This is a genomic window from Flammeovirga aprica JL-4 (assembly GCF_012844305.1).
GTDB lineage: Bacteria > Bacteroidota > Bacteroidia > Cytophagales > Flammeovirgaceae > Flammeovirga > Flammeovirga aprica.
The window spans coordinates 21259-45537 of sequence record NZ_JABANE010000073.1 but is presented as its reverse complement, the minus strand read 5'-3'; the positions used below and the strand labels follow the sequence as shown (position 1 = coordinate 45537).

At 33.5% G+C, this 24279-nt stretch carries 12 protein-coding genes; 4 read left to right on the top strand and 8 right to left on the bottom strand.

Features of this window, described 5'->3' with window-relative positions; all coding sequences use genetic code 11:
- Positions 1–102: 102 nt before the first annotated feature.
- From HHU12_RS22530 to HHU12_RS22510, 5 genes are all read right to left on the bottom strand, one after another.
- Complete coding sequence (locus HHU12_RS22530; protein ID WP_205959971.1) at positions 103–939, bottom strand: WG repeat-containing protein; 837 nt, start codon at positions 937–939, stop codon at positions 103–105.
- Between the two features lie 163 nt (positions 940–1102).
- Complete coding sequence (locus HHU12_RS22525) at positions 1103–2338, bottom strand: DUF3999 family protein (RefSeq protein ID WP_169658997.1); 1236 nt, start codon at positions 2336–2338, stop codon at positions 1103–1105.
- Complete coding sequence (locus HHU12_RS22520; protein WP_169658996.1) at positions 2331–4679, bottom strand: DUF2339 domain-containing protein; 2349 nt, start codon at positions 4677–4679, stop codon at positions 2331–2333. Before HHU12_RS22520 ends, HHU12_RS22525 begins: the two co-directional genes overlap by 8 nt.
- Before the next feature lie 195 nt (positions 4680–4874).
- The gene (locus tag HHU12_RS22515; RefSeq protein WP_205959970.1) at positions 4875–5939 is read right to left on the bottom strand and encodes a hypothetical protein; all 1065 of its coding nucleotides are present in this window, start codon (positions 5937–5939) and stop codon (positions 4875–4877) included.
- 79 nt (positions 5940–6018) lie between these two features.
- Positions 6019–7842, bottom strand: a complete 1824-nt coding sequence (locus tag HHU12_RS22510; protein ID WP_169658995.1) for an arylsulfatase — start codon at positions 7840–7842, stop codon at positions 6019–6021.
- A 1052-nt stretch (positions 7843–8894) separates the two neighbouring features.
- On the opposite strand from HHU12_RS22510, the gene HHU12_RS22505 reads away from it, so the two are divergent.
- Complete coding sequence (locus HHU12_RS22505; RefSeq protein WP_169658994.1) at positions 8895–11090, top strand: T9SS type A sorting domain-containing protein; 2196 nt, start codon at positions 8895–8897, stop codon at positions 11088–11090.
- 179 nt (positions 11091–11269) lie between these two features.
- Here the strand turns inward: HHU12_RS22505 and HHU12_RS22500 are convergent, their stop codons facing one another.
- The 3 genes from HHU12_RS22500 to HHU12_RS22490 all read right to left on the bottom strand — a co-directional run bounded on the left by HHU12_RS22500 (position 11270) and on the right by HHU12_RS22490 (position 16908).
- Positions 11270–13168, bottom strand: coding sequence for a leucine-rich repeat domain-containing protein (locus tag HHU12_RS22500; protein WP_205959969.1), 1899 nt, complete (start codon positions 13166–13168; stop codon positions 11270–11272).
- Between the two features lie 785 nt (positions 13169–13953).
- Positions 13954–15363, bottom strand: coding sequence for a glycoside hydrolase family 28 protein (locus HHU12_RS22495; RefSeq protein WP_169658992.1), 1410 nt, complete (start codon positions 15361–15363; stop codon positions 13954–13956).
- Between the two features lie 189 nt (positions 15364–15552).
- A complete protein-coding gene (locus HHU12_RS22490) occupies positions 15553–16908 on the bottom strand; it encodes a sensor histidine kinase (protein WP_169658991.1) in 1356 nt (451 codons plus the stop codon).
- Between the two features lie 321 nt (positions 16909–17229).
- On the opposite strand from HHU12_RS22490, the gene HHU12_RS22485 reads away from it, so the two are divergent.
- The 3 genes from HHU12_RS22485 (at position 17230) to HHU12_RS22475 (ending at position 23978) form a co-directional block, all read left to right on the top strand.
- Complete coding sequence (locus HHU12_RS22485; protein WP_169658990.1) at positions 17230–17742, top strand: response regulator; 513 nt, start codon at positions 17230–17232, stop codon at positions 17740–17742.
- A gap of 255 nt (positions 17743–17997) precedes the next feature.
- Entirely contained in the window at positions 17998–23121 is a 5124-nt protein-coding gene (locus HHU12_RS22480; RefSeq protein WP_169658989.1) for a T9SS type A sorting domain-containing protein, read from the top strand.
- Positions 23122–23255: 134 nt separating this feature from the next.
- Positions 23256–23978: a GNAT family N-acetyltransferase gene (locus HHU12_RS22475; RefSeq protein ID WP_169658988.1), complete on the top strand. Its 723-nt coding sequence runs from the start codon at positions 23256–23258 to the stop codon at positions 23976–23978.
- Positions 23979–24279 lie beyond the last annotated feature (301 nt).

Here is a 24279-nt window from a genome sequence, read left to right as displayed (position 1 = left end):
ATTCATCAAATGTTTTTCGTAGATTTGCTACTGAGTTAAGGCTCATGAAAAGTTGTTTGTTTTATTTTGTAGGAAATTTAAAATAACAACTTTTCTTCCTTTTTAGAAAGTTATCCAATTATCATCGGGTAGAGTAGAAAAAGCTATCATCCCGTTAAAATTTTCAATGGGTACCAAATACCTGCTCAGCCAATTATTATTCTCCGTTTTATTGGAAACCCAATTCCCCATACTATCAATTACACCTTCAATTCCATTAGAAACAACATGAGCATATCCATCGATAAATAACTGTGCATCACCAAAATGAAATGGAATTACTGTTTGTCCTTTAAGATTTAAATATCCCCATTTATCCCCTTTTTTAGCACTTACTTTTCCTTCTGAAGGTACATCAATCAAATCATACTCTATAGGGATAGTAACTTCTCCCTTTTCATTGATCAAACCATATTTTTCGCCTTTAATTACAATATGATAACCGTCTACTTTCAGACCTATAAAATCTGCATTGAAATCCCCTTTAAAAATTAATGAATTGTAATTCTCAATTTTCAGATCATTATTTACTCTTGTGATACAAGTTATTTCTGGATTTTCTTTTTTGAGATGTTCAAAAAATCGTTGATTCTGCTTTGTTTCAGCTTCATATTTAGCTCCTATGAAATATTCATCCTCATCAACATCGGTTTTCTTCTTTTCACTGAAACTATTATACAGTGTATCAAAATTTTTATTTTGAAACCAATAGTCTTCATTTACTAATTTAGGATTTGTTCCTAAGGGAATAGTTGAAGCTATTCCATCTTCTTTTACCTTTCTCTCTTCAACAGTTTTGATGTAGTATTTTTTAATTGGAATCACATTAAATGAAAAAATAATGAGAGACCCCAAAATGACGGAGCAAAAAAAGAAACGTTTCAGTTTGATATTATTCATTATGAAAGAGTAATTAGTTTAGATATATAGTTTGCTTAAAAGTATTTCAGTATCAATTGCTTTGGAAATAATGAAGAGGGAAGCATGAAGAATTAAGGTTCGTAAAATGGTTTCTAAGCCACAACAAGAACCTATTATTCTCCATTCTTTATTTACAAAAATTCTACAAGCCGACCTCTTTACTATTGAGCATTTTGAAGGAAAAACCTCCTAATATTATAATAATAACAGCCATTAATGCCCATATCCACAATTCACTTTCAAAGAGTGGTTTATCTTTTTCCACCTTTTCTTTTGGTATTAAGAAAGTCTTAGAAAGAGAAAGTTCTTGTAAGGAATCCGGTATGTTTTTAGTAAAATAATGGATATCATAATTTGTTTTCCTAGGGTGTTTAGCATTAAAATAGATACGATAATCTGCCTTTTTTGTAAACCTTATAATAAGTTCATTGATGATCTCATTTACGGTGAGAGAAGTAATATTTAATGGTGTATTTTGATTATCGTCTACAATAATTTTCAATTTACGAACGGTCTTCTGATCAAAGTGAAATACGTTTTCTTTTGATGAATTTACAATGCCTCTTGCAAGTGTTTTATAACTGTATTTCCATCCTTTTTCAGTGTGAAAACTATCCGCTAAAAATTGAATGGTGACGGGTCTGTAATAGTCAAATTTATCGTCGATATTTAGCTTTAGGCTATTGACCCTACTGACTTTTCCTAGATCAACATCAATTTCACTTTGTGTCTTCTTACCTTTCAAATATATAAGGTCGTCTACTTTAAAAGTATTGAAAGAACCTGAGATCGTCTGACTTTCAAGAATACTTACTTTGGTTAGTAAAGGATCTTTAGCGGACTTAATTTGAAGACGATAATATTTATATTTTGATTTAGGAAAATTGATATCTGTAAAATGATAATCAGTACTATTATTTCTGATCGATAAAATGCGGTAATCATCAATAATTGTATACCAATTTTCTTGATTTTGACTGCCTTCTAGATTCACAAACCATTCAAAATTATCTTTTCGGAAAGTAAGATTGATTTCATTAATGGCTGCTTTTGACGGCGTCTCAAAAGTATAAAAATACCCCTCATCATTATGGGATTCATTAATCCTTTTAAAAGCAATTCTGTTGATTATTGTTTTATTTTCTTTTGCCTGAAGGATATAAGGAGCCTCAAGTGTATCTCCATTGGGTGCGAATCCATAAATTCTTATATCGTGAAGATGCTGTGAAGTTTTAGCATATATATCATCAGTCAAGATTATCTTGTGCCACTCCTCCTGAACACCATGAATATCCTTGTAATAATTATATTTTTTCACTTGACTAAATCCCATATGAGCCACCGAAACCCATAATAGCAGTAACAGGTACCTATTCATTATTATCTTCATTGAAAATGACTGTTTTATATTTGTTGTATAAAAATGATATAATTAATAGAAGGACGCCTAGAGAAACAAAGACTATGGTTTTGGCAATTGTGTTTAGGTCTGCTATATCATAAAAGAAAAGTTTGAATAATGTGATTCCAAACAAAGCAATCGCACCCATCCTTACGTGTTTAATTTTCTTCCATATCCCTATTCCAATCATCACTAAAGCATAAATACCCCATAATATACTTAAGCCTAATTTATCAGATTGTGTAGATTCACTTAATTCCATCCAATGAATAAGCTCATTACTTAGAATACATAAAACTGTAAAATACAGTAGGAAGTCATATGCTTTTGTAAAGATGACCTTCCCTTTGAAAAAGGTATTGTTTTTATGTAATACAAATAGGACAAGGGCAATTAATAGAATTGAAACATATCGAATTCCAATATTCATGATCCCTATATTATAGTATTCTGCATTGTATTGAGAAATATAGTGTGATCTTAACGCTCCAATTTTAATTGTACCCACAATTAGGAAAAGGAATATAGAGAAAGAAACAACGATAAAGTTTAATTTGGCAAAGGCTTTATTTCTCACTTTTTTATAGTTCAAAATAGAAAGCATAGCCCCGAAAAAGATGGTATAGTTGATTAACCAAAGTTCTGAGAATTTGTTTAAATCATAATTTCTAATCGTACTACCTTCCGGAGTTGAGATTATAGAATCAATATACAACTGATCCCAATAGTTATCTATTTCATAAAAGAGGGATAGGTAGGCAATAATCATCAAGATTGATGGTATTCCTATTGAAACCAATTTGGTTAAGGTGTCTTTAGGTGAAATCTCTTTTTGAGGAAGTGTTTTAAGGTGTATGTAATTGATAAATGAAAAACCTGCAATAAATAAAACAGAACATAAGAACTGTACATTCAACAAGAAGTTAATTTTCAATTCCTCATTATCACCATAATATTGACCATAAGCTGTATGATAATCTTCAAACATGCTGACGAAAGCCAAAAGCATCAACGGATAAGAAAGTTTTTCATAGAAATAGATCTTTTTGGTTCTTCCAATCCAGAAAAGAATTGTCGCTTCACCTACCCATAGTAATGTTACTCCATTGCCATTGAATTGGACAGGAATAGCAATCGTAATAAAAGTAAGTACTAATGCAGTGGCAAGATAAAACACATTTCTATCAACTTCTTTCTTTGTATACAATAGGAAACTTACTCCAAAATGAATACATGCATTTAATAAAGTATACAAACCTAAGTAATTCTCTCCTCCATGATCATCAATAATGCTAAATCCTAAACCATAAAAGAGAAAAGCATTGCTAAGAATTAGGAAAATATCTAAGAGCTTAAATTCTTCTTTGTGCAATAATTTATAGGCAAGAAAGGCTGTATAGAAAGTGGCAAAATAAATAAATAAAAATATTGACGATGTGTAAACATCTGCATCATGACTGTTTTCAGATATCCAGAGAAGATAGATCACCCATGTAATACCAAAAGACAATTTCTGAAGGATCGTCCAATATTTTTTGAAAGCAAGAAATAGTATTCCAATATTAATAACAGCAATATAGGAGAAAAAGATATTCGTATTTCCATCACCATTACTCAATAAGAAAGGAACGGCGTAAGCACCCACTAATCCTATAATTGCCAATACTTGTTTATTGTAATGCAATGATGCTATGGCAGTGAAAATGGTAAAAATAACCATCATCACAAAGGTAACACTCACAGGAATGAGATCGTATAAACTGTGTGCCATAAAAGTCATAAAATACATTATGGCAATGGCTCCACTAACCAATACAGCACTGTAATTGGTGTATTTTTCTTTTAATTTTATACCAAAACCTAAAAGACTAAAACTTGCTAAATAACCCAAAATAATTCGAGTTACAGGGCTTATTAATTCATTATCTATAGAGTATTTTCCTCCGATGCCAATACCAATGATTAGTATAAGTATACCAATTTTATTGATAAGGTTTTCACCTATAAATTTCTCTAAATTAGATTTCCCGACGGGCTTTGGCTTAGATTGCGGATGCCTTATGACCAAAGGGTTTGGGGCTCTCACCTTCGAATACATTGGCTGATTTATAATTTCTTTTTCCTTTTGAATGCTTTTATCAGGTTCATCAGTCAAAGGTTTAGTTTCAATCTCTGTATCCGCTTTTGAAATAGAAATTTTTAATTGATTAATTTCATATTTTAAATGGTTTATATCAGCAGCAAAAGAATTTTGCTTGTCCACCAGTAATTGAAATTTGACCTCAAGTTCATTTATTCTTTTGTGGTCGTTAGTCATAGTTTGTCTTTATTATTGATGAAAGAGACTCTTAAAAAAGTCTATCTGATTATAAAATTAATAAATAAAAGGGAATACACTAACTACAAGGTTAAAATGTATTCACTTTGAAAATATACAGTTTGTATAAGTTCGGTAAAGCAAATGTATTCTGATATTTCATTTACAAAGTATTAACATACATTTATCTACCCATTAATTATTCAAACAAGGAACAACATCCCCCGTAAAATAAGGTTCTTGATTCACCCAAAACATATAATTTACTTTAAGAAAATCTTTTGCAAATGCATGTAATAATGGAACGATGTTATTATCACGATTCTTTCCATTATCCTTCTTTTCATTATAATCTTTATCTGCTCCAGTTTTACCCGTATAATTCCCATCTTGAATTGCGATTCCTAGAGGAACTGTATACACATTCTCATGCATCATGGTAATCAAATGATTAAGTTGCCCTTTTCTATGCACCATTAAATCAGGTCCGCCTAAACCAACACCAATATCATTTCCATACTGATATATAGCTCGCAAATATCCTTTATCATCCCATGGCAACCATTCACCGGGCATAAAATTAGCATACTGCATGGTTACGGAATTTGGGAAAGCAGTTTTTAAAGCAGACATATTTTCTTTGATGCATTCAACATAACGCTCAGGGGTAAATGAAGTATCCTTTTCATCACTCGAACCTGCCGCTGTTTCCTGCAAATTGATCCCTTCTATTTTCCCATCAAATTCCTTTCCTAAGGCTACTAATAACTTTGCCCAGCGGTCTTGTACTTTAGGATTCCACCTTTTAGCAACCCAACCTTCTTCTTCATTGGAAGCAACACACCCACCATCAAATTCATCTGTCAGTAAATAACCTGGAACAGCTTTGTAGCTCGCTCTAAATGACACATCTTGTAACTGAATAAATAGTTTTTTACCATAAGAAGTTAAGTATTTGTAGTCTTCATGAATCATTGAAAAATCGTACTCTCCCTTTTTGGGTTCTAATTCACGCCAAGAATACATAATTTGGGCTCCTTCTAATCTTTGTACCTGCAAAAAGACATGGTCATGTATCAATGCTCTATCACGGGAAAAATAGACAAAATGTTTAATACTGTCTTTTTCTAATGGGCAGTTGGCATTTTGATATTGCTTGTAAGCATCTGCATATCGATAGGCTGGGTTATATTTTTGTCCAAAAGTAGGAAAGGTCGCTATCATCATGACAAGCATCAAAAGTTTTTCTTTTCTATTCATTTAATTGGTTATAATTAGATTATTCTTATCTCTTTAGTTTTCTTCAACGTTCAAAAAATGACTCTCATTAATTGAGACTTCAGCCTATATTATCTACATAAACATAGTACGCCCCTTTAGGTGTATTATCAGAGGTTGTAAAAGTGGCTTGCATTGTAGTTTCTCCTTTTGGTACTTCCACCTCAAAAACAACGCTTTTCGAATTTGGAGGTACTGTTTGTTCCCAGGTTTTGTCACCGATTCTTAGTTTAGCACTTTTGAATGTAAATTTCTTTCCTTCTGGAAGGATATAATCTGGTGCATCAGAAACGAATTTTGGAGCAGAAGCATCTATTGCTAAATCAGCTTCTTTTGGCCATCTGCTCAATGCGATTTTGTATTTTCCTGCTTTTGTAAAATCTACTCTCCATTCTCCATCAATGCCCACACCTTTACGGATCAATTTCTGATTCCATGCAATAGGCTGTTCCTCACTGATATGCCAATCATGGGCTGTAAGCATTGAATGTGGTTCTTCTTTTGTTCCTAGTTTGATATAAGGGAAGTTTTGGAAAGTAGGTGAAATAGAAGCCCAGTTTGCTTCGTATGCTTTACGCAATGCGGCTACTTTTCCTGCATTCTCTTTGGCAATATCATTCAACTGTGATGGGTCTTTCGAAAGGTCATATAATTCTTCACCGTTGATCAATCTCCACTGCCCGTTCATCACATAAGAGTTACGCCATTTTTCAGGGTAAACGATACGTTGGGAATCACCGATCAATACTCTTTCCTTTGATTTTTTCATAGCTTCTTCCTCGCCTTTGATCACTTGTGTAATGTCCATACCATCAAACTCAATTTTTTTCGATGATTTCAAATTACATAATTCCATCAATGTCGGTAAAACATCAAGGTGTGCTGAAAGGAAATCCATATCCTTGCCTACGTTCAAACCACCATTTTTCCAATGTATATAAAATGGCACTCTGTGTCCTCCATCATAAGCACTTCCTTTTGTTCCTCTCATATTGGCGTTATAGCCCCCTTTCAATTCTTTTCCTTTGAATCCTGCTCCATAAGCTGTGCCATTGTCCGACATGAAAATCAAGATCGTATTGTCTTCGATTTTCCACTCTTTGAGTTTAGCTCTTAATTGTCCTAGATTGATGTCGATGTTTTCAATCATTCCATAAAACTTCGCTCTGCTCTTTGGAATCCCCTTATCAAGGTAAGGTTTTGCATATTCTGCAGGAACGTTTAATGGACCATGCGGAGCGTTAGTAGCTATATAACAGAAAAATGGTTTTTTACTGTCCTTGTTCTTCTCTATAAAACTTAATGCCTCTTTGAACCACACATCAGTACAGTAACCATTGGCTTTTTCTTCTTTGCCATTTCTTAAATACACATCATCAAAATAATCGTTATTCCAATAGTCCGGCGTTTGCCCTACACCTCCGCCACCATGGAAAAAGGCTTCTTGAAAACCTCTGTAATGTGGAGCAAAAGGATAGTTGTCACCCAAGTGCCACTTGCCAAACATTGCCGTAGCATAATTATTTTCAGAGAAGATATCGGCCATTGTCACCTCATCTTCATAAAGCATTGATCTGCCCATAACGGTATGCCATACACCCACTCTATTACAATCTCTACCCGTCATTAAAGCACTTCTTGTAGGTGCGCAAGTAGGACTTACATGAAAGTTTGTCAATCGTAAACTTTCACTGTGCAGTAAATCCATTTGCGGTGTATTGATGTCTTTGTTTCCATGTGCTTGTATGTCACCATAACCTTGGTCGTCTGTTACTATCAAAATTACATTAGGTTTTTCATTTCCATCTTCACACCCTATTAAATAAAATAATGGCAAAGATAGAAGAAGACCCGAAATCCAATATTGTACTGTTTTCAATTTCATTTCTTAACGCTCAAAAAGTTCTACGAATGTTTTTTTTAATGAAGAATTAAGTACTAGGAACAAATTTTTAGTTAAGAGTTAAGAATGAAGAGTTAAGGTGGTTTGTGTTCTGTTACGTTTGAATGCTGCATTACAACATCCCTACAGATGGCATCTATACTCTAAAAACAAACCATTTTTTTCTTCATTCTACATTCTTAATTCTTCCTTCAAATGTTATTTCCTTTGACTTAACTACCTAAAGGTATATGTTTGATAATAATCTAGAGGGAAGAAAAAAGGGCTTTCATGAGGGTGAAATTATAATAACCTGTTTTATATGCCCATCTTGCATATCTAAGCAACCAGTCAGGTTTTCAAAAATCAAGAAATTGTAATTGGTTTTACGAGGAAAAACCGCTTCATCCGTTGAATAAAAAAATCAATTTGTTTCCATTTCTCTATTATCCCACTTTTTAATTCACCTTTACTCCCCCTTTTTCAATATTTACAGTTTCAATTAACCGTTATTCGATAATTAAATAAAGCAGAATTAACAACTAGACTTTTTCTGAACAACAAACTACTTGATGGCTTTGCATTCATTTCAAAAATTTACCCCTAGTATTCCCTTGAATTAATTTGAGCGTTATGAATTTCAATGCTGTAATATTGGAAAAAGAGCATAAGCACTAGGACAGAAGAAATGAAACAATAATTACGTGCACCATGACTGAAGTCATGGGCTAGTGATATTGACTCCAACAACACTAAAGTGTTGTCTTCGTTGCCAACCTTCAAGACTTTAGTCTTGATTAGGTTGCCCTATCACCTGCCCATAGTTTTAACTATGGTGCAAGAAACACCCCGTTACTTTCATCCTAGTACTTACTTCTCTTATCAGATCAGGGCTTCACAAAAAACATTGGCTAGTCTAAGTCTTCAGACTTTTAGGTATAGGTCCAATTAATTCACGCATTCAACTTAAGACTTTAAACAGTTTCAGTTTTTATGAAAAGCCTTGTTTATCAGATTTTTTATTTAAGTATGATAAATTAAATTTTATAAATGAGATGAAAAACTTACTTCTATTACTTCTCTATGGCTTGAGCATCAGCGGTACTGCTATGGCACAAGACACACTCGACATCAACCTGAATATGAAGCACATTGTGGGGAACAGTGCTGAATTCGACAGGTCTAAATATATGGTCTTTCATGAAAGTATCATAGGTAATGAATGGGACAGCGACGAGCAAAGGGCTTCTTTCTTAAATGACTATGATGTTTATTTAGGACGTAACAATGGTTCTATTATTTGGGAATTCAATCAGGTGCGTGAAGATCCGAATAAAAAAGGCTGGCCGGATCTACAACATCTTCAAGAAAAAGGAAAACAGTCTAGAGATCATTATGCAAAAAAAACTTCTGCACATCTTCTAGAACATCGTACTGTGACAAGTATGGAAGGTGGGCAAATGTCGCCGATGTTTCCGAACGGACAAAAAACAAAACCGAGTTCATGCTGTAGTGATGCTACTCCATGGGAATATGATGGTTATGAGGCTGTTGCTGACTTTTACAGCAACTACCTGACTTATTATTTTGGAACTGGCGGAACAACAGGAAAGCAAAAGCCACTGATGTTGGAGGTATTGAACGAGCCTTTTGTAAAAGCAAATCAATATGGTACTACCAATCTTGAAATTGCAAAAATGCACAATGTGGTGGCTCAACGTGTGAAGAAAGATCACCCTGATGTGTTGGTTGGTGGTTATACAGCAGCACACCCTGCCTTTGAAAGCAGTAATTTCAAACATTGGGATAATAACTGGAGAATGTTTATTGATGAAGCGGGTGAAAATATGGATTTCTTCTCTTTCCACCTTTATGACTATGTGGGTGATCCTGCCACTATGGATGAAAAACAAAGAAAAGGAAGCAATATTGAGGCAATCATGGATATGATTAATCATTATAGTGTGATTAGTCTTGGCGAGGTAAAACCTTGGTCTATTTCAGAATATGGATGGTTCTGCCCGGACTGTGATGGTCCTTACTACCCAGAAAGGGATTGGTACAATGTACGTTCTTTCTCTTCTATGATGCTTCAACTTCTGAAAAGACAAGATCAGATTATCAATGCCATTCCTTTTGTATTGACGAAAGCTTCTTGGGCTCATAATAAGGCAGAAGATGAATATAACGCTTATGGTCCAAGATTGATGAGAGAAATTGGAGAAGTAGAAGGAGAAACACCTCATTCTGGTTATGTATACACTGATTTTATCAAGTTTTTCCAACTTTGGGCCAATGTAAAAGGAACAAGAATTGATACTAAATCTACTGATTTTGACCTTCTTTCTGATGCCTATGTTGATGGTAAAAAAGTATACCTAATCCTAAGCAACCTTGATCAAGAAGAAAGAAAAGTACAATTGAATATCAGTGAGCTTTCAAACTATCCAGTAGAAAATATCATGGTAAAACATGCCTATGAGACGAATTTATTGACGCAGTTGGATACTACAAATCATACAGAACACCTGGATGAGGTCACATTGGGATCTGAAGCAACGATGATTCTGGAATATACTTTTGCAAATACTTTTGATATTAATGAGACTAAGAAAGAACAAGATTTTTACGCCACTTCTTACCTTCAGGAAATCAAAGCAAATACAAACATTCACTTCAGCATCAACAATGTAACTAAGACAGAACATGGTGAAGCGATCTTAAAAATAGGTTTAGGTCGTGATCTTGATAAATCACTTTCGCCTACTTTAACTGTAAACGACACTACTATTCCTTTCCCTAAGGATTGGAAGGGCAACGAACAACCTTACAGAGACCGTTTCTTCGGTGTGATTGAAGTACCTGTTCCTTATGATTTACTGAAAGAAAACAATAACATCACGCTAAATTTCAACGACGCTGGCGGTCATGTGACGACAATGATTCTAAAAACATTTGATTTATCTACTTCTGTAAAACGTTCTGTTTTTAATGATGGAAATGTGGACGAACCACTAGGCTTTGGTAGTCTTGATGAAGAATTACAAGTTTATCCTGTTCCAACTGATAATCTATTACACATCAATGGACTAAGTGCAAAGGATAACTACCAAATTATTTCTCTTTCTGGAGAAGTTTTGATCTCATCAGATCAAAGAACTATTGATATTTCTGGGTTAAAAAATGGTGTCTATATTCTTTCTGTCGTTTCTGAAAATGGAAAAAAGTGCAGAAAGATCATTAAGCAATAGATTGAGGGAAGAGTTAAGAGTTAAGGTGGTTCGTGGTGTTGATTAGCTTTAGTATGTAATTCTAAAACTATTATATACCAACAAGATTTGTCATTTTTCTTAATGAAGCACACTTGTTAACTCTTCCCTCTTAATTCTTAACTCTTAACTCTTAACTCTTAACTCTTAACTAAATTATATTATAAAGGGACATTTTCAGGATCAACAAGAAATGAACCTCCATTAGATAGGATGACATCAACGATAGCCTGAGGTATAGGACCTGTAAGCTGATTTGATCTCAAATACAAATATTCCAACGTGGTGATATTAGCCAATTCTGAAGGAATTTCACCAGAGAGGTCATTCTCATACAAATACAAATCTAGTAAATTGGGTAAACTACCTAACGCTGATGGGATTGTTCCTGTCAATTGATTTTTATACAAATACATATATTCTAAACTGCTAAGGTTTCCTAATTCTGAAGGAATTTGACCGGTAAGCTGATTATTGGATAAATCCATCATCTCTAAATTGGTAAGATTACCTAAAGTAGCAGGAATTTCACCAGTAAGTTTATTATTAAACAGAAGCATCTCCTTTAGGTTTGTCAGATTTCCTAATGAGGCAGGAATTTCACCAGTAAGCTGATTATCTCTCATATACAAAGATCTCAAATTAGTCAAACTACCAAATTCAACAGGAATATCAACTAACTGATTATTTTCCAAATTCAAATATTCTAATTTGGTAAGATTACCTATAGATGAAGGAATTTCAGTGATTTTAGTACCTGTCAAAACCAGATTTTTCAAATTAGTAAGATTACCTATCTCAACAGTAATTATAGTTAATTGACTATTGGACATGCTCAGTCTTTCCAAGTTAGTAAGATTACCTAAAGTTGTGGGAACTTCAGTTAATGGATTAGCCGATAAAGTTAACACTTTCAAATTGGTAAGATTACCTAAGGCTGTAGGTACACTAGTAAATTGATTTATAGATAATTCTAAGTTTTCCAATTTTGAAAGCTTACTTAAATCAGATGGTATCTCACCCGTAAGTTGATTATCATACAAAATCATCTCTTTCAAATTAGAAAGATCACCCAATGCTGAGGGAAGTCCACCAGTAAGTTGATTATTAGATAAATTCAAATATCTTAAATTCGTAAGCTTACCTAAAGCAGCAGGAATTTCACCAGATAAGTTTCTGTAACTTAAATCTATGCGAGTGACAAAACCATTATCAGTACTTATTCCACTCCATTGATTTAATGGTTCATCACTTCCCCAATTGAAATTGTGACTCCAATTTTCTCCGTCAGTGGAATTATATAGGGCCATCAAAATGTCTCGGTCAGAGAATTCGCCGATCAAGATTTCATCTTCAATCACGTTCTCATCTCCTACTGCAACATCAACACCTGCTTCCCCATCTAAAGAGGCATTAATCATAATATCAAAGTAGTCATTGGTACTAGCATCATACGTTTTTGTAGTAGTTGTCTCAACCCCACCTTGAGTATAATAGATATTGACAGTTAGCGTTGTAAGATCTCCATCCGCAGAAAAATATCCAAAGCGAGATTCTCCTTGCGTAAAAGTCAATGTTCCATTTTCTGTACTTACTTCTGTATAGACATCTGAGAAACGTGTCATTGCATCTTCAGTATGCGTAATTTGGACTTTGATATTTGAAAGCACACACTCAATTGAAACAGTACTTGTTTCTCCTGCTGTAATGGATAAATCTGATTCACCATAGTACACAGGATTGTCGAAATCTGCTGCTGTTTCTGTACCAGATGAAGCGGTTACCTTATATTCCCCTTGAACAAGAGAAATAGAGGAAGGCATATCGGCAAATCGAGGATAAGAAGCCACTTCTTGATCGTTGCTTTTATCGATGATTGCTATCACAAAATCATCAGTTGACACAGATTGAATTCTGCCGATATTTACGATGTTCTCATCTTGAACGGACAGCCTAAAACTAGCGGTTCCAGTAGGTGATGATTCTTCTTCATTTTGGCATGAAAAAAATGATACTATCAAAAATGATAATAGTAATAGTTGTTTTTTTGTTAGAAACATAATATTTAAAGAGGGTTTGACAAAAAATTATTACCATAACATCAAGCAGTTCTTGACATTAGCTAACTTTTTTTAATAATCAGATTGAGAAGTTTATACTTCTTGATAAATACTACATGTTGCAATAGACTATGGTAGCATGAGAAAAATTAATGATGTCTTTGCATGATCAATAGCTTATGAGTTTTTTTAAAAGTCTCCTATTTCAGCAATAAAAGTTTAAATCTTCCTTTATGTTCAGTCTGCTTTTACACAAGTTCAATGAGACTACCTCAATAAGGGTAGCAATAGTTGTTTGCTCTTTCATAGTTAGCTTCATTAAGTTTTGTTTACAAACACAAGAATAAGTCTTTCTATATAAACTTACAAATTGTGCGAAGGCTTTTTTAGAAAAAACAGGGTAGTGAAAACGAGTGTTTTTAATGAAGCATTAAGAATGAAGAAAAATGTTTCTTGTTCTGGCATACAAGCTTATCTTTATGACGGAAACCGTTGCAGAGATGTTGTACTGCAACGTTCACATGGACCATAGTACTGATCAACTTTTCTTCATTCTTAACTCTTCATTCAAAAAGTCCCTTTTCTTCTGTCCTATTACTTAAGTACTGTGACAGAAGAAAAGGGATGATTTTAGTTTAATATTTTTTATTCTAATCAAGGCAGATTTGCAGAGCATAGCCTTAGTTACGCGATAAAAATCTAACGAAGAGTAGGATAAAAAAGATAAGATAAAATGTACCTTTACTTTTGTCACAGTACTTATATTTAGAAAATCCCTTAATGAATTAATTATCTAATTTAGACTCTATTCTCTCTCCATTTAAAAAACAACGGTTAATGTCAAAATGCTTTACATCATCCATCACAATAGGAGGTCTTTTATCGTTCTTGTCTGTAAATAATTTAATGCCCTCTAAAAATACGCCATCCATGTGTCTCAGATAAATCCCTGAAGCAGGCAAAGTTCCACCTAATCTTCTGAATTCGGGCCACCACCCTTCCATAACATCAACGGTCAATTCCTGTACGTTTTCTTTTGCGATTTCGCCAGTAATTTCTTCACCTGCTATGTGCATATTTATATTTCTCAGCGTAATGTTTTTAATAATTCCCTTGGGCAAACCCGTCATTGCAATCACAGCGTTCTTCTCTACCATGCTATTATCAATCTGGAAATTGGCAAAAGTCATATCCCCCATATAATTCATTGGTGCCAATTCTTCAGGAGCATCAACATGTGCTCTTTGCTGGCAGAAAGTCATAAAAATAGGACGAGGTACGTTGGTCATTGTCATATTGGAAAAAGTCATATTCTTCATCACTCCTCCCTCATTCATCTGAATTTTCAAGCCACTGTCCTTTATGTTCTTAAAGGTGCAATTCATCACATTTACTCTTTCAAAATCGCCTCTTGATAGTAAACCAATGCGAATTCCAGCCCATTTACTTTCAAAAATACAGTTATTGATCACTACATCTTCGCAACTTCTTTCAGGGTCAGAAGCTTGCAGGCAAATACAATCGTCGCTGGTATCAAAAGAACAATTGGACACCATCACATTCCTGCAACCATCAAAATCCAAACCGTCTCCATTGTGATTTACACGGCTTTTGATGCGTATTCCTTCTACTACTATTTCCTCACAATTGATCCAAGCCGAAGTCCATGCAGCAGGGTTGATAAGCTGTACCGATCGCATTTGAATGTTTGAGCAATTCAGAAAGCGGATCAGCATTGGTCTGCCTGTTTTTCTATTGAAGTTTTTTGGATGCCCATTACCGTCAATTGTTCCTCTGCCTTCTATACCGAAATAATGGGCATTTTCAGCAAAGATGAGACAACGGTCCATATGAGGCTCATTTTTATATCTGTTTTTGTGTGTGTCTTTGGTATAATCTTCAATGTTGGGAGAACCTAATAAAGTAGCTCCATTTTCAATGAAAAGTGTGACATGATCTTTGAGATAAATAGTACCTATTTGCACTACTTTTCCTGAAGGAATAATCACTCTTCCTCCTCCATTCTCACTACATGTATTAATGGCCTTTTGAACGGCTTTGGTATCTATTGTCGCACCATCAGCAACAGCACCATAATCCAAAACTGAATAATCTTTAGCAAAAAGTAGAGAGTTCGAAAAAGTGCCTAAAACCATCAGCAATAGCAGGCAATAGGTAGTATTTAAAGATTTCATCAATTAAATCTTAGTGATTTATTTCAATTCATTTCACAGAAAATAAATATTCAAGCCGGTCTCTCTTCAACAATTATCTTCTAAGACAAACATAGTATATTACTATAGTTTCTGAATGAAAAAAAACAACTGATATAAGGGGAGTTTTTTATGAAAACATAAATACAACCTCTTTTTTAGGGGTGTAATCTAAACTGCATCACTTCTATTAGGTCTTATCTCCATATTTTTATAATTCCCTAATTCTGCCCTTGTCACACCTTCCTTTCTAAGCTGTTTAGAAATTGTAAAGTAAAATTTACTTCCTTGTCCCACTTCACTTTCAACCCACATATTACCAAAATGTCTATCCACCAAATTTTTACAAAAACTAAGACCTAAACCACTGCCCTCATATTCCACATCAGAATGCAACCTTGTAAAAAACTTGAAAATCCGCTCTTGATTACCCTCAGTTATACCAATACCGTTGTCTTCAATACAGAACTCCCAATCGTCTTTTTTCTCCAAACATGAAATCTTTACAACAGGACGATTCCCTTCCTTTTGATACTTGATCGCATTGGAAATAAGGTTGGAGAATATTTGTTTGATATCTGTTGTATAACACAGTATGATGGGTAGATTTTTTGCTTGAATGATCGCCTGTTTGTCCATAATCATTTCATTCAACATTATTTTCACCTCTTCCAATACAAAATTCAGATCTATCTTTTTCAGATCAGAAGTTTTCCCTGAAGTGGCTAACTGAGATAATGAGTCAATTAAAGTATTCATCTTCTCAACACCATTTTCTATAAAGCCAAAATACTTATTCAGTTCCTTATTTTCTTCATCATGATATTCCATCTTTATGATATTGGTAAAACCAGACACGGAACGAAGAGGTTCTTTTAAATCATGAGAGAGATATGCAAAGTACTCTAAAGACTTACTTTGTTCTTCTTTAAAAATACTGTCTTTTACTTGATCAACATACCTTTTATTTTCCCTGTTGAGAAAATAGTAAAGTAAAATAACTACCAGAATAGTGATAATATTATTGATCAACCGTTGAGAATAAACAAGTTCTTCAGGCACCTCAATAAGAGGTTTAAAATTAACGAAATGCCATTCAAGATAAAGAAAAACGACTAATCCCAACAGTGATAAAACCACCTTCAGATTCCCCATTTCATATCCAAAAATCACCATTGGCAATCCCAAATAAGCAAATAAAAAATACTGCGATTGTACGTCAGGTCCCATCACTACACTGAGAATTATTACATTGACGAGTGAATAAACACAGTACAATAATCGAGGAAAAAGCTTAAATTCCTTCTGATGAAGGATGGGAATGAAAATAAGAATAAAAAAGAGGGACAACACTGATAAACAGACATAAATAGATAGTCCTGAAGTCATAAAGTCCATAAACATAAACAGGGCAAAGAGGCTAGAAACCAATGATAATAGATTCGTTAATCGTATTTTTTTTTCTGTTTCAAAGTCATAGCCAATACCTGTTCCCATATTGATGAGATTAGATATTAATTTTTTCATCTTAAAAGGTAATATTTATATTTTAGCGTCTGAGAAATAACCATAAGTAGATATGTGATAGTATAATTTACAAAGATTATATTTATTTTACTCATCGTAAGCTAATCTTATCTACTTAAAGTACGTTTGAAATATCTATTTTATAAAAATCCACCCTTTCAGAACGTGAGTTTATTAATTTCATCAACTATAGCACCACTATTTTCTCTGAAATTCATTTCCTCACAACCTAAAATGGAATTTTTACTTCTAAAATATATATTCCAAACATGCTCTTAGAATTTTATTTCATTATACTATTTCACAATAATTACACACCCAATGCTTGACTTACCATTAAAAATACTGATTGTGGAAGATAACATTGCTGATGCTGAGCTGATTTCATATCATATCAGAAAAATTATAAGCAAACCTTCAATACAAATTTCTACGCTCTATGATGAGACCATTAACGTTATTGAGATGTTCCGACCTGATATTATTCTTTCGGACTATCAGCTCAATAGTTTTAACGGGCTAGATGTACTCCAATATGTTTCTCAAAGCTTACTTCCGATCCCTATTATATTTATTACAGGAACTGTCAATAACACCGAACTCGCACCTTACACGATAATAGAGGAAGGCAACGGTATTATCCTGAAAGAAGATATGAGTAATCTGCAGAAGAAACTTTACCCATTTTTCCAACACACTTCTAATTTAAATCTGATCAAAAAAAATAAGATTGAAACAGAACATGCTGAGTTTATTGATTTGAATAACCTTGATGTGGATATTCCAAAGATCATTGAAGATATTAAAAGGGCTATGGATAATGGAAATAATTAAGCTGGCTTAAACTCTTATTTTAGTTATCATTCATTAGAATGACTAAAATTTGTTGTGTTCTTGCTTATGCATATTGAGAATACAGTAGATAACTTTTTGCTAAAAAAAAATTACGTTCCTAAAACAACTACAACAAGAAAGTTCTTAAATGTTAAATACCAATTTAAACTGTTATCAAATATTAATAATAGATACTTTTACAAAAAAGTAAACAAAATAAATTTCACGAATAAATAATACTTCTTCAATTTTTTAATGATGAAAAGAAACAAACTATTGAGATTAAGCTTGCTAAGCTTTTTACTTTATTATGCGTGTACATTAAATGTACTTTATGCACAAGGTGAAACCTGCTATACTTCTATTCCTGCTGAAATAGGGTATAATACAGTAAAAGACAGTAAAGGTTGGTACGCCTTTGAGGTACCGAATGACATGGATACTTTGATTGTATCGAGCGTCGGTTTGACTTCATTGAAAACCTTACTTTATGTTCAATCTGAGTGTACTGGAAGATCTCTTTTCTCTAGTATAACTGTTCAAGGTGTTGATCAATCCTACTTGAAAGCAAACGTAAAAAAGTTCCAAGGTACCACAATATTAATTAACTGGATATTGGATAATAATGTTGAAGGAACATTTGACTGGTTTTTAGGTGGAATTGATAATCATGGAAAAGAATATAGATATCAAGTCGATATCAAAGATATAACCCTTTGGCACGGTGAAAAGGTCAAACCTGATAACAAATATAATACTATCTACCCTTTGACATTCATGATCGAGGGGGATGATAATGGTGTTATAAAAATTAATGAGGAAGGGTATATAGAAGCTTTACAAAAGGAAGGTACTCAAGAGGTTGTTGCTGTAATTTTTGATGATTATAATGTCAATAGAGGGCAAAATACTTTTAGTATTACAACGAAGTTAGATGCTTCTGGAAAGAAACGTGGAGCTATTTATGACCTGAAAGATACTTTTGTCACTAATCCAGGTCAGCGTGTAATGTTTCATGCGAATACAAATTCTGAATCTACAGTAGTTTATAGCATTATTAGTGGTGGTGAGTATGCCAGTATTTCTGGAAGTGAGCTCATCATTAATGATGATGACAATACATTAGATAAAGAGATTATTGTAGAAGTTAGCACTGAGGAAACAGATAATTTCACTTCTGCGAAAGCTACTACAACAATAGAAATCTCACCTTATCGTAATGAAATACCTTACAAACAATACTATGAATTAGTCTCTATCTTCAATAAAAATAATGGAGAGAATTGGGAGAAAAAAGAATATTGGTTAACTGACGTATCAGTTAAGGAATGGTTTGGAATATATACTCGACTAACAGTAGATGAACAAGGTAGAAATTATCAGAATATCACTGGTTTAAAATTTGAAGATACTAATCTTAATAAAGAATTTGAAGCAAATTTTGAACATTTTAGTGCTATAACCTCCCTTAATTTTGTAGATAGTAAAATTACAGGGATTCCTAGTTCAATAGTTAAATTAAAAAACTTAAATTCCCTTAAAATAGAAGGTAATAAATTGACAACATTACCAATTGAAATTACCGAATTAGTAAACTTAGAGTGGCTATATTTAGAAGATAATGGACTTTGGTCAATTCCATCAGAAATAGGAAATCTAGAAAATTTAATTAGTCTTAAACTTCACGGTAACTACTTAACAGAATTACCTGCTGAGATCGGTAATTTGAAAAAGTTGACTACTCTAGATGTAACTTTTAATTCTTTGTATACACTGCCAGATGAAATAGGTAATTTAACAACGTTAGTTAATCTTTCATTACGAGGAAATAAACTGCTAGAATTACCTTCTACCTTTGCAAATTTAAAGGCGTTAAGTGACTTGCGTTTGCAAGAAAATAGATTCATGTCATTTCCACTCGCCATCACTGAAATAACAAATCTAAACTTCCTAAGGTTAAGTGATAATAACATAAGAGAAATACCAGCCGAAATAGGTAATTTAATAAATATCAGATCACTATCTTTAAGTAATGCTGGAATTTCTCAATTACCAGATGAAATCAGTAATCTCAGAGAATTACAATCTCTCATTATTACATTCAATCATTTCGATGCCCTCCCTATATCCATTACAAAATTAGAATCATTAAACAATTTGGACATAAGATATAATAATTTGAGGTATGATGACTTGAATATCAATTCTGTTTTCTTGAAAGGTATTGATAAATTTTATTATGATGCACAAGGAATTTTAGATTATGATGTTGTTCAAGATACTACAAATGCAACAACAACTTTAAGTGTAGATGAACAAACGGAGGGCAATACATATGTTTGGTATAAAGACGATGAAGTTATTGAAGGTGAGAATGCTCCAACATTGACGTTTGATTATAGTGTCAATTTTGAAACAGAGTATAAATGTAGAGTTATTAATCCAGACTGGCCGAATTTATCCTTTTGGTCAAAAGTTTACATTGAAAGAGGTCCTTTATTAAAATTAATAGTAAAAAATATTCCTGATGATTCTCCTGAAGATGCTGAAATTTATGCAATTGGAAATCTATCAGAAAAACATGGAATTAAATACTATCCTTTAGTTTATAATGAGGTAGAAAAACATTATGAACTTGATTTCCCTAAAAATGAAGATGTTGAAATATTTAGTTTTGGATATAATCAATTCGATCTCTACCATGAGGTAAATACCGAAGGAGAGTTGTTTGAAAGACAAATTAATTTTGATTCAACAGGGGAAAGTTTAGTTGTTGATGATATAATAGCCTGGAACAACACACCTCCTCCATCAAACTATTGTTCTGAAAGTATAGAGATAATTGAGGATTCGTTAATGATTGTCGGTAATACCCCTATGTGGTATAAGTTTACAGCAAACACTAGAATGAACATTACGCTCACTTTCTCTAATGCTATTAGTGGTGATATCAGAACAGAATATGGATTCTCATGTAGAAAACGATCAGAATATGTAAGAAGTTTTGGTGACGGGCATTCATTAACTAGGGAACTTTTAGAAGGGGAAGAGATTTATTTTCAATTCTTTGGTGGACCGACAGCTCACGACGCTTTTAATATTAAACTAACAACAGAACACTTAAAAACATATGTACTCAACTCTATTCCAGAAGATACTCCAAGCGAAACAATGATCTATACATCAGGTGATCTTGGAGGTTATTCATTAAGACCAATTGAAGATAGTAACGCATTAGGTTTAGTACTTCCAGAACGTTTAGAGGGAAAGGAATTTTATCTACGATTAAATAAGATGGATGCTTTTGCAGAAGTAGATGCCCAAGGTAATACTGTAACTAGAACGGTCAACCCAAGTGAAGACACTGAGTTTATACTTGACCCCGTAGTAGCTTGGAAAGCTCTTCCAAATCCAGAAAACAGTTGTGATAATCCCATGATTTTAACGGAAAGTGGAAATTACATAAAAGGAGCAGGTGAGCAATGGTATTCTTATACGGCTCACGATGAAACTCAAGTGACCCTATCATTTGAAAATGCAAAAAATTCTTTCAGTGCATATGCTTATTATGGATGTGAAGAAAAAGAATTTGCCACTGCATCTTCTTATTCTGATAATAAAATGACCTTAAAACTTGTTAAAGGGGAAACAGTACTATTTAAAATAAAGGAGCATCGCTTTAATCAAGATAAATATTCTTTTGAATGGACGTTTAGTGCAAAAGTGATTCACACCTATAACGTAAGTTCAATACCTGACAATACGCCTTCACATTGGAAAATATATGCTGTGGGCGACATGAATAATTATGATGTCAAAAATACTGATTACCCTTTAACTTACATTGAGGAAGAGGGGCATTATAAGCTGGAGATACCTATTGATTTCGATACTGTAAACTTCAGTTTTGTAATGGAGAACTTGTGGGCACTAAGAGAATTAAATGCTGAGGGTGATACAGTTTCAAGAACTATTGCTGTAGCATCTACACCGAACACAACCATTGACAACATTGAATCTTGGGCACCTCTCTACAATCTGAACTCATGCGAAGAAGCTTATGAAGCTAAGCCAGGTCTAAATATTAATACTGATAAATCTGTATGGCATTCTTATGAAGCTTCAGAAGATCAACACGTTACATTATTCTCTGAAGGTAAATCTAAAATTTCTTCAAAATTTACGGTTTACAATGAGTGTGGAGGAAATATTCTTTATAATAGTGAATATCATGCTGGGATTGTTGCCTATTCAGAATTCCAGTTGGATAAAGGGGAAAAAATTCTGATCAATTGGGAAGAAAAGTATCCAAGTGCTTACGGCTTAGGAAAGCCTCATCTCTGGTCAATGGATACTGTACACATTAAGCATCAAACAATATCCAAATTTATCCAAGATTTTAGGGTTTATGGAACTTATAATTTAGGTGCTCAAATTTTCAGAACAGATCAAGAGATTCCTTTTGACATTGAAGTAGTAGAAGGTGATGCCGAAATCAACGGATCTAATGAATTAGTGATAAATCCGGGGAGTGAAGTAACATTCTCTATTTCAAATGATGGAGATAAGCATCATTATCCTTTTGATACGGTACTTGTTGTCCAATTTGAGAAAAAGTTACAAGAAATTTATTATGAACATTGGATCAGTAAAATCACTAAAACTGGTAAATACACTATTCCATCAAATTACACTACTAATCAAGGATTAACATTAAATGTTGAGGCTGTATCTAAAAATACAATTATAGAGGAAGACACATTAATTATCAATGCTTTTGGAGAAACTCAAGTAAGATTATTCAACGAAGGAGATGATACTTACCAAGCATTTGACTCTACTTTAACTTTCACTGTAGAAAGAAATACTTTAAAAGCATTTGATACTAAATTCTTTGACGATATTAATGAAACTGGGGCCTACTTCCTTCCTGAATTTATCACAGAAGAAGGTATAACTCTTACAGCAACTTTTATGTCAGGTGATGGCGAAATTGTTGAGGACTCTTTGATACTTAATTCTATCGGAAATTATGAAATACAACTTTCATCAGAAGAAACTTTAATGTATGAAGCTTTCTCTATAATGGTAACGATAATTGTAGATCGCGAAACTCCTACTTCTATCAACAGTGAACTATCGAACTCAATCACATTGTTCCCTAACCCTGTTAAAGATGAGGCAACGCTTCAGTTGCCATCGATAAACGGAGAAGTAAGACTTTCAATCATTACCTCTTCGGGGCAAGTACTGAGAGTTGATAATATTACAGGTAAACTACTGTATAAATTAGATGTCTCAAACCTACAATCGGGAGTTTACATATTAAAAATAAACACTGAAAATGGAATAGGAAGTAAACGTCTAATCATAAAATAAACTGATTTTGCTCAACAGCCCTTAACTGTTTCCAGTTAAGGGCTGTTTTTTTATGCTTCAATATTTACGATTGATTCTCTCTATCAATTATTTTTGGCTTTGTTCTTAAGACTAATGATTAAAAAATAAATAATATGAACTCTCAGATTGTCAACAATCTTTATGAACTTTGGAATTGCATAGGAAAACTAACTAAAACAATCAGTGTCAATGAAAATTATACTTCAGTAACTGTTGAAGGTTCCGACTGGCCTTACAGGGTATTTGATATAAATCCAATCGATTTTGCTCTTACACTTGATGAAGTTATTGCTAAGAGTCAGAAAAAAGTTTTACCTCAAGTGATAACCATAGATCAACCTCAATTAATAACACCAAATGAAGATCTTCAATTTTTGATGTCACAAAAAAATATGGCGTTGGATATGAAGGATTTTTCTATCGAATACAAAAACAATAAAAATATTATTCCTGTCAAAACCACTACTGATGCACATCATTTTGCTGATGTTGCCTCAAAATCATTTGGTTACAGAGTAGATGGTGAAATTATCAATACAATTATCCAACATGAGAAAATAAAGGCATTCCTTTTTCAAGAAAACAATCAAAGTTTAGGCTGTGGGATGCTTTTTGTTGATGCTTCTAATAATGCTGGATTCCACATGATTGGTACAGTTCCAGAGGGAAGAGGAAAAGGGATTGGAAAGCATATCACGGAAAGGTTACTTATTGAAGCTGAGAAACACGGGTGTCCTAACTGTGTATTGCATGCTTCTGCTATGGGTGAACCGATTTATAAGAAATATGGGTTTGAGGTTTTTGGGGAGTTAGCAACATGTAGGGTCATGCAATAAAAATTATGTTTTCCTCTACTTTCAATTGACATTATTACAAGCTTTTTATGTTCTACTTCCAAGCTTCCTTCCTCTTCATTTTTCCATTGATGAAAAACGAAGCAAAAAATCTAGGCTTAGAAGTCAAAAGCTAAATTCCATTCCACTCGCCTAAATGATTTTAAACTCGCTAAAGCTCAAACAAAAAAATCATTTTTAACGGCTCAATACATGAAATTCTTAACGCTTTTCCCTTCAAGGCCGGAAGAAAGACTGCTAAACGAATTGTGTAGAAAGTCCACTTGTGCGAATGATAAGCATC

Coding starts and splice junctions, on each gene's coding strand:
- HHU12_RS22525 (WP_169658997.1), bottom strand. CDS start 2,338: ATGAATAGGTACCTGTTACTGCTATTATGGGTTTCGGTGGCTCATATG.
- HHU12_RS22485 (WP_169658990.1), top strand. CDS start 17,230: ATGCTTGACTTACCATTAAAAATACTGATTGTGGAAGATAACATTGCT.
- HHU12_RS22515 (WP_205959970.1), bottom strand. CDS start 5,939: ATGAATAGAAAAGAAAAACTTTTGATGCTTGTCATGATGATAGCGACC.
- HHU12_RS22505 (WP_169658994.1), top strand. CDS start 8,895: ATGAAAAACTTACTTCTATTACTTCTCTATGGCTTGAGCATCAGCGGT.
- HHU12_RS22520 (WP_169658996.1), bottom strand. CDS start 4,679: ATGACTAACGACCACAAAAGAATAAATGAACTTGAGGTCAAATTTCAA.
- HHU12_RS22510 (WP_169658995.1), bottom strand. CDS start 7,842: ATGAAATTGAAAACAGTACAATATTGGATTTCGGGTCTTCTTCTATCT.
- HHU12_RS22490 (WP_169658991.1), bottom strand. CDS start 16,908: ATGAAAAAATTAATATCTAATCTCATCAATATGGGAACAGGTATTGGC.
- HHU12_RS22480 (WP_169658989.1), top strand. CDS start 17,998: ATGATGAAAAGAAACAAACTATTGAGATTAAGCTTGCTAAGCTTTTTA.
- HHU12_RS22500 (WP_205959969.1), bottom strand. CDS start 13,168: ATGTTTCTAACAAAAAAACAACTATTACTATTATCATTTTTGATAGTA.
- HHU12_RS22475 (WP_169658988.1), top strand. CDS start 23,256: ATGAACTCTCAGATTGTCAACAATCTTTATGAACTTTGGAATTGCATA.
- HHU12_RS22495 (WP_169658992.1), bottom strand. CDS start 15,363: ATGAAATCTTTAAATACTACCTATTGCCTGCTATTGCTGATGGTTTTA.
- HHU12_RS22530 (WP_205959971.1), bottom strand. CDS start 939: ATGAATAATATCAAACTGAAACGTTTCTTTTTTTGCTCCGTCATTTTG.